5 protein-coding genes, 1 rRNA gene and 1 pseudogene are annotated in these 8,770 nt (G+C 51.6%); 1 reads left to right on the plus strand and 6 read right to left on the minus strand.

All coding sequences use genetic code 11. The features are described from left to right. The first annotated feature begins 129 nt into the window (after nt 1-129). A 5S ribosomal RNA gene (gene rrf, locus RG807_RS17465) occupies nt 130-245 on the plus strand. 69 nt (nt 246-314) lie between these two features. Here the strand turns inward: rrf and RG807_RS17470 are convergent. From RG807_RS17470 to RG807_RS17495, 6 genes and pseudogenes are all read right to left on the minus strand, one after another. Next, nucleotides 315-995: a sensor histidine kinase gene (locus tag RG807_RS17470; RefSeq protein ID WP_309046023.1), complete on the minus strand. Its 681-nt coding sequence runs from the start codon at nt 993-995 to the stop codon at nt 315-317. Further along, a complete protein-coding gene (locus tag RG807_RS17475; protein WP_309046024.1) occupies nt 992-2,623 on the minus strand; it encodes a response regulator in 1,632 nt (543 codons plus the stop codon). Before RG807_RS17475 ends, RG807_RS17470 begins: the two co-directional genes overlap by 4 nt. Continuing rightward, on the minus strand, nt 2,620-6,141 hold the full coding sequence (locus tag RG807_RS17480; protein WP_309046025.1) for a hybrid sensor histidine kinase/response regulator: 3,522 nt from the start codon (nt 6,139-6,141) through the stop codon (nt 2,620-2,622). Before RG807_RS17480 ends, RG807_RS17475 begins: the two co-directional genes overlap by 4 nt. 53 nt (nt 6,142-6,194) lie before the next feature. Continuing rightward, nucleotides 6,195-6,704 (minus strand): hypothetical protein, encoded by a 510-nt coding sequence (locus RG807_RS17485; RefSeq protein WP_309046026.1) that lies wholly within the window; start codon nt 6,702-6,704, stop codon nt 6,195-6,197. 96 nt (nt 6,705-6,800) lie between these two features. After that, nucleotides 6,801-8,582: pseudogene (locus RG807_RS17490) on the minus strand (sodium:solute symporter family protein). Nucleotides 8,583-8,586: 4 nt separating this feature from the next. After that, a partial coding sequence (locus RG807_RS17495; protein ID WP_309046027.1) for a DUF4212 domain-containing protein occupies nt 8,587-8,770 on the minus strand: 184 nt, incomplete at its 5' end.

The raw sequence follows: 8,770 nt of genomic DNA on the forward strand, positions 1-8,770 counted from the left end.
TTGAGCTAACCGATACTAATTGCTCGTGCGGCTTGACTATATAACACCCAAGACAATTGCGGATGACGCAACGAAAGAATCAACATCACAGAAAATATCTATCTCGTCCCCCAGTGATCAACCGTTTTGTCTGACGACCATAGCGGCTTGGAACCACCTGATCCCATCTCGAACTCAGAAGTGAAACAGGCCTGCGCCGATGGTAGTGTGGCATTTGCCCATGTGAGAGTAGGTCATCGTCAGACTCTTAATGCCAAACCCCAGCTTCTTGCGAAGCTGGGGTTTTTTTATGTCCAAAATAATTGTAAAAGCATTTAGGGAAGCCATATTTCGAAAACGCCACCACCTAAATCACCGCCATTGTGGAGCTTAATGTAGCCGCGTCGATCTCCTTCGCTGTGAAGGTTGGCAATGGCAGATACGAAGAAAAGGCCAAGGCTGGTACTTCCAGTATTGAAGTCCAAAGATTTGAAACTAAGGGTCCCTGTATGGTGCATACTTTCGGGGTATCCCTCTCCATCATCTTCTACCCCGATAACAAGATAACCCCCGCGTTCCGTTGCAGTTAGTTTGATCTGGCTCTTTGTATACCGTATTGCGTTGTTGATGGTGTTGTTCAAAACACCTGTAAGCAGATCTGCATCGAAGAACCCGTTGATGGCATCGGATTCAATAGAACACTCAATTCCCAACCCGTCTAGAAGTGGCGTATGCCTGGCAAGGTGTTCAGACAAGAACTCCGAGATCGGATGCTCTTCTATATGGGCTGACAGGTTGTTTTCCCCAAGTCTGTATATTCCCAGCAGCTGCACCAGATCGTTATGAATCCGCTCAGCTTCGTATTGGAGGGTATTAAACTTTGAGGATTCGTTCAGCTTTGCTTCATGTTCGGTTCGTAGCTCATCCATGGAGTTGAGCAGCATCCCCAGCGAGTTTTTCATATCATGTACCGCCAGAGCGAGAACCATAGAAAAGTCGATATTTCGGTTTTTCATGAAGTTAGTGCCTTTAGTTTTCGTTGCAGAGCCAGGTAACGCCTGTATTGCCCATGCTGCTCCGGAAGGGCAGCCAAACGACTAAGGTGATGCTGACAGCGTTCGATCAGCATATCGGCTGTACCTGTTTCTTCATATTGTTTGATTAACACCTGAACCAGATTGAGATTAAGCGCGGGGTGATTGGGGATTATCTCAAGTGCTTTAGAAAAAGTACGCTCAGCCTGTTTGAAGGCACCGGATTCGAAATCTGCGATCCCTTCCCGGTTAAGGCCGCGGGCTTTGATTTTCTTACGGAAGCTGACGGGTTCGTCCAATAGGCTCTCGATCTTTCTGGCAGCTTCAGGATTTAGACGATATTGCTCATGTAGATGTCCCAGCAGCCTTATTGCTTCGCTTGCGTGGTCCAGTCGATACAAGCTTTTTGCATAGTCCAGCCCTGTATCCAGGTCCATAGGGTCGGTCTGGTGTATTCTTTCCCTGATGCTCTCAAGTATTGAATTGGCTTCTTCCGCCTCTCCAAGCCCGGCCTTTATCCTGCATTGGATGATAAGGCTACGAAGTTCGATGACTTCGTTGTCCGAAAACTGTCTTTCCATGTTGTCTAGAACTGCAGTTACTTCATGCGCTAATGCTTCGCTCTTTTCATCCTTCTCACCGTCGCTCAGGTCACAAAGAGCATGAGCCAGAGCGATATGGTGGTCAGAACTGTGGTGAATAGAATGGGCACCTAGGCGAACCGTTTGCCGCCATGCATCTGCAGCTGCTTCCATGTCCTGATTCACTTCTGCCAACTCAGCCAGGTGTTTTTGTCGAAGCAGGGCGTTTGGAGAGTGGGTTGTTGCATGCTCCAGAACCTTCTGGGCTTGACCGGAGCGATTTTGACGCTCCAGCCCCTCGGCTAGAAGGTCGTAGGCCTTCATGTAGTCAGGGTGGACCGTGATCAACTTCCGCAAACTTTCAACTGCTTCGTCGTAGCGATGGTTGGCAAGGAGCACCCTATTGCGCCCGACCCGAGCCCATGAAAGTTCGCGTTGGGACAGAACGTCGTCGTATACCCTGATCGCGTGCGAGAGGTCCCCTAACAGGAAATAGAGTTCTCCCAAGGTTTTCATTAACCATGTTTTATACCGCGGTAGTCGCATTAGGGCTGCAATGCAAAGCGAAATGGCTTCGGGATAGTTTTCCCGGTCTATTTCACGGTTGATCGGGAGCAAAGCGTTACGTTGACTTATCAGGCTGCTAAGGCGCTTTTCCAACATTGCGTGGTTGATTGGCTTCGTGAGGTACGCATCTGGCTGGTATTCCCGTGCACCCATAACCATTTCTCTGGATGACTCCGAGGTAACCATGAGAAACAGCGAGGACCGTTTCAGAAGCTTTTTATAACGAAGCTCCTCAAGAATGTGTTGACCGTTTTTGCCCTTGCCCAAGTTGTAATCACAGAGCACTACATCTACGTGGTTGTAGGTGCAGTAATCTATGGCGGGTTTGGCGTGGGCGACCAGTTCAATATTGTCGGCGCCGCAGCTGCGAAGCATGTGGAGCATGGAGATCCTGAAGTTCTCGAAATCGTCAACCACGAGATAAGAGAGCTTAGCGAACACACTCTTGACGGGGGTACTCATGAGCGTTTTTGTTTCAGTAATTTGTTCACCATGGCTCTCAAGGCTGCTGGCTTAACTGGCTTGTAGAGAATCTGGTAACCACGATCAATAGCATCATCCCGTACTTCCGGAGCCATATACCCGGTTATAAGAATGCCTGGTACGACCTGTTGTACCGATTCACGTATGGCATCCATTGCGTCCAGCCCGTTTTTGTTGTCATCAAGCTGGTAATCCGCAAGTATGATGTCGGGCTGCATACCACCAAGCTTTTCCAGAGCGGTATCCAGGCTTTCAGCAGGTGTGATGTCGCATCCCCAGTTCCCTAACAAGGCGACCATTCCTTGCAGAATTGCAGGGTCGTTGTCGATGCACAGAACGTTCAGGCCACTAAGGCTGGAAACGCGCCGAGAGGTTTTTGCTGCAATTTTCTCCGTGGCTTGGTGTGCTTCTACAGCTTGCGCGAGGGGAACTGTTACGGCAAAGACGCTGCCTTTGCCCTGTACGGATTGGACACTTACAGGATAGTTCAACATGCCGCTGATACGGTCGACAATTGCCAGGCCCAGACCGAGACCTTTTTTGTCTCTTCCGTGTTGAAAGCGGCGAAACTCCTCAAAGATCAAGGTTAATTGATCTTCCGGTATGCCCGGACCAGTATCCCAAACCTCGATGCGCAGGTAGCCCTTCAGGCGCCTGCAGCCCATCAGGATTTTGCCTTGTGTCGTATAGCGAATTGCGTTGGAGAGGAAGTTTTGTATCACCCGCCGGAGCAGTTTTGAATCTGAGTAGATCCATGCTGTGCTTGGTACTACATGCAGCTTGAGGCCTTGATCTTCGGCAATCGCTGTAAAGTCTGTTGCCAGATGGCGCATGATATCGTTAACCGGGAATACGCCTAGGTCTGGTTCCAGTGCGCCTGCATCGAGCTTGGAAATATCGAGAAGGGTGCTGATGATCTCTTCCGCTGCTCCGAGTGAACTGTCGATGTGGTCGACAAGTTCTTCTGTCTCAGGACTGCTGGCTTTACCTGCAAGTGCTGAAGTAAAAAGGCGAGCAGCATTCAGAGGCTGTAAGAGGTCGTGACTGGCAGCGGCCAGAAAGCGGGTTTTACTTTGGTTCGCTTTCTCCGCAACCGACTTGGCTTTTAGCATCTGCTCGTTGATAACTTGCAGTTCCTGGGTTCGCTCTTTAACCCGCTGCTCAAGATAGGTGTTTGTTTCTTTTAGCGCCTGCTCAGTGCGACGCATGGCTGTAACATCCTGGAATGTCGTTACATAACCGCCGCCGGGGATTGGGCTGCCATCTATCTTGACGACGGTTCCGTCTGGCCTCTGGCGCTCGTAGGAGATACGTTTGCCTTCTCGCATGCTGGCGTAGTGGTCTGAAATGATTTCATCAATACGCCGTGCTGGCAGGTGGACGTTTGTCAGGTTATAGCGCATCAGATCTTCTGCAGGTCTACCGGCTTTTACAAAACCTTTCGGATAGCTGAAAAGCTCAAGGTATCGTTGATTCCAGACCACCACCTGCTGTTGCTGGTTGACCACTGACACGCCAAGGCTGATGTTCTCAATAGCTGATTGCAACAGCTCGCGGCTGAACGTCATGGCTTGCGAGGCTTCGTCGACGATGCTAACTACGTCTTCGATCTGCATATCGCGGCCCGTGAGGGTCGATTCCAGGACGACCCTTGCGGTAGATGCCCCAATTACCGAGGCAAGCTGGCGCTCTACGTATTTCATCAAATGGGAGGATGCAGGGCGGTGCAGGTGAAGCCTCACCGCATTGCGGCGCTCATAGTTATGAAAAATTGTTTCAGAGCGCTCCTCGCCCATAAACCTGTCGCTAAGTGCCTGAAGGTCTGATGTGAGTATTTCACCTTGCCAGCTCTGGTGATGGACGGTATCGCCTTTCGGGTGAGGGTCTTGAAAGAATGAGGCAATCTGAATCTTCTCGCGCACCCTTTGCCGCGTGACTAGTGACAGCAGGACGTAAACCAGAGTGTTTGTTCCCAAGCTCCAGATAATGCCGTGGCTGGTCTCGTCGAGGTCCAGTCCGAACAGCGCGGTTGGTCTGGTCCAACTCAGGCCCCACATGCCTTCGTTGATGAGTGAATCGCTAAACCAGCCTGTTGATGCAAGAGCGGGCAGCAAAAGGGTGTAACACCATATGAAAAAGCCAAGCCCCAGACCCCATGCGGCGCCTGTGGCATTACCGCGCCGCCACAGAATGCCTCCTACTAATGCTGGCCCAAATTGTGCCGCTGCTGCGAAAGACAAAAGCCCGAATGACGTCAGGCTGTAGTCTGCCCCTGCCATACGGTAAAAACCGTAAGCCGTCAGCAGAACCACAAAAATTGCCACCCTGCGTATTCCCAAAAGCAGGGAGCTTAGATCGGCCTGCCGGTTCATCCGAGGCCGAAAAAATTTGAGTAGAGCCGGCATGATAATTTCATTGCTTACCATGGTGGCGATCGCGACGGAACATACGATAACCATGGCGGCCGCTGCCGACCCGCCTCCGAGGAACGCGAGAATCGCCAGCCACTCTTTGCCAGCCATGATTGGTAGCTGAAGAATAAGGATGTCCGGGTTGCTCGCGACTGCTCCTGGTGCCAAAAGACCAGCCGCTGCAATGGGCAGAACGAAGGCGCTGGCCACAATGAGATATACGGGCATTGCCCAGCGTGCGACTTCGAAGTCCCGATGGTCAGCATTCTCGACCACCATTACGTGGAACTGCCTTGGTAGGCAGATAATGGCAAGCATGGCAACGAGCGTCTGTGTGATGAACGCAGGCGCCTCAATGCCATCGGTTGTAAGAATACCGGTCAGATCGGCTTGCTTTATATTGCCCACCAAGTCGCCAAAGCCGTTATAGAGCCCATATCCGACGAACAGCCCAACCGCCACAAAGGCAATAAGCTTGATCAGCGACTCAAAGGCCACGGCCTGAATCATTCCACGGTGGTGCTCGGTAGATTCCAGGTGGCGGGTACCAAAAAGCACGGTAAACGCGGTGAGAGCGAGGGTGATGTACCAGGCTGCGTCGCTCCAGGCCGCAGTGCTCAGCTGTTGGGCTCCGGTTCCGGTGTTGGAAAGCACGCTGAAACCCATGGCGATTGCTTTCAGCTGCAGAGCGATATACGGCACGCTACCAATCAGAGCAAAGGCGGCGATCATAGCGGCTAATAGCTGGGATTTGCCATAGCGAGAAGCAATGAAGTCTGCGATAGAGGTACTGTTGTTGCGCTTACTTATATAGATGATGCGTCGTAGCAGTGGCGCACCGAATACAAAGACGAGCAAGGGGCCGAGATAAATAGGCAGAAACCCAAGACCTTCTTGAGTGGCCCGGCCTACGGCGCCATAGAATGTCCAGGAGGTGAAGTAGACCGCCAACGACAGCGAGTAAACGTGCGTTCTGGCAAGGCGCCGGCTATAAAGCCCCGGATGTTTATCACCCGCCCAAGCGATGATAAACAGGATTGATATGTAGGTGATGGAAATTAAAACCAGCAGCCAGACACTAATCATAGTTCTTTATTTCCGTCAGGTAGGGCAGGTTACCTGGTCTCAGTACCAGAATGTCAGCTTGAACATACCGTTGAATAAAGTTTGTCGCTTCGTTCCAAAACCTTGAGGTTGTCTATCCGTGGTGTTCCATCGGAGCCAAGTGGGACAAGTTCGCGGGTCGCACAGTTAATGATTTGGACCCTGTGAGATACCGAATCCGTTATCTTCTGTTCGAAGCGATACAGTGTAAATCTGACGATATCAGAGTTGCTGGTATCTTCTCGGCTGATGCTGTCTGTATCCACGGTGGAGAAGGCGGTCACATACGGGTAGGCCATGGACCAAGGCCGCCAGAAGATGCCTTTTCGCTCTGTACTCACGACCACGGCTTCATCTGGCAGGCGCGACTGTTTGTGGTCAAACCAAGTGTATTCTCCATAGATCAAATACCCAAGCATACCGATACCTGCAAATACCGGAATAATCCATTTAGGCGCCATGTTGCGGGTGGCAGCGCGGATGCCCAGAGCGATACCGGCGGCACCCAGCCCGCAGAAGACGGTGGCGACAAGAGTCCAGAACATAAAATATTTTCCTTAAAAAAGAACGGGCTCCCTCATTGAGGAAGCCCGTCCAGAACAACCTGACAACTCGATGAGTTAATCAGGTCAGAGTGTTGCTTAGTGGTCTTGAGCTTGTCCGGCACCGCGGGGGTAACGAACGCTTTCAACCAGTTCCTGAATCTCAACGGGCGGCTCATCAGTCGCATTTGCTACAACAAAGGCTACCGCAAAGTTGACCAACGCACCAATAGCACCGATCGACAGTGGAGAGATACCAAACACCCAGTTTGCAGGTGTATCCGCAAGGTTAGCTGTGCCTGGGATGAAGAACCATCCTTTGTACACAAAAATGTACGAGAGAGTGAATACCAGACCGCTCAACATACCCGCAATAGCACCGGTGTTGTTAATGCGCTTGGAGAATATGCCCATCATCAGGGCCGGGAACAGAGAGGCTGCCGCGATACCGAAAGCCAGTGCTACAACCTGTGCTGCAAACCCTGGGGGATTAGCGCCGAGTTAGGTTGCAACAACAATCGCAACGGCCATGGAGATGCGGGCTGCAAGCAATTCGCCCTTATCTGTGATGCCCGGATTGATTGAACCCTTTATCAAGTCATGGCTGATTGCCGAAGATATGGCTAACAGGAGGCCAGCCGCGGTCGATAGTGCAGCAGCAAGGCCGCCTGCAGCAATCAAGCCGATAACCCAGCCAGGAAGGTTAGCAATCTCGGGGTTGGCAAGTACGATAATGTCGCGGTTCACATCCAGTTCATTGCCTTCCCAGCCGCGAGCTTCAGCCTGAGGCTTAAACGCTTGGGCGGCTTCGTCGGATCCGTCGTTATACATCTGGATGCGGCCGTCTTCATTTTTATCCACGTACTTGATCAGGCCAGTAACTTCCCACTCTTTAACCCACTGAGGGCGATCCTCATATCGAATCGGCTCGGCAGCGGTGCCATCCGGGTAAACGGTTGTCATCAGGTTCAGGCGAGCCATGGACGCAACAGCGGGCGCTGTCAGGTATAGTAGGGCAATAAACACCAGTGCCCAGCCAGCAGACCAGCGCGCATCAGCAACCTTCGGTACTGTGAAGAAGCGGATGATAACGTGGGGAAGGCCGGCTGTACCGATCATAAGAGTCAGGGTGAACAGAACCATGTTCAGGTGGCTGTCAACGTCTGCAGAATACTCACTAAAACCAACATCAGTAATAACCTGATTCAGCTTGTCGAGAATCGGCATTCCGGAATCAATGTGTGTTGAGAACAGACCCAGTGCCGGAATGGGATTGCCAGTCAGCTGGAAGGAGATAAATACTGCTGGAATGGTGTAGGCAACGATCAGTACGCAGTACTGGGCAACCTGGGTGTAGGTAATACCTTTCATGCCACCAAGTACGGAGTAGATGAAGATAACGACAGCTGCGATCATCAGGCCTGTTGTGGAATCAACTTCGAGGAAGCGTGAGAAAGCGACACCGGCACCAGCCATCTGGCCGATTACGTAGGTCAGGGATGCAACAATCAGGCAGATAACAGCAACCAGACGGGCGTTTTTGCTATAGAAACGATCGCCGATAAACTCCGGAACTGTAAATTTGCCGAACTTGCGCAGGTAGGGAGCAAGTAGCATCGCTAACAGAACGTATCCGCCCGTCCAGCCCATCAGATAGGCGGAGCTTGCGTAACCACTGGCGGCAATAATACCGGCCATGGAGATAAAGGATGCTGCAGACATCCAGTCGGCACCGATAGCCATGCCGTTTGTGATAGGGTGAACTCCACCGCCAGCAACATAAAAGTCTTTGGTGCTTCCGGCCTTGGCCCAAACAGCGATGAGTATGTAGATGAGGAAGGACCCACCTACAAACATGATGTTGATTGCAAATTGGCTCATAAACTTACTCCTCGTCCACGCCGAATTGTTTATCGAGTCTGTTCATGCGCCACGCGTAGTGGAAGATAAGTGCAATGAACGTGAGGATGGAGCCCTGTTGAGCGAACCAGAAGCCCAGATCGGTGCCGCCGATAGGTATGCCGGAGAGCATAGGGCGCAGAACGATTCCAAAGCCGTAAGAGACCAGA

This window comes from Marinobacter sediminicola (assembly GCF_031157525.1).
Lineage (GTDB): Bacteria > Pseudomonadota > Gammaproteobacteria > Pseudomonadales > Oleiphilaceae > Marinobacter > Marinobacter sediminicola.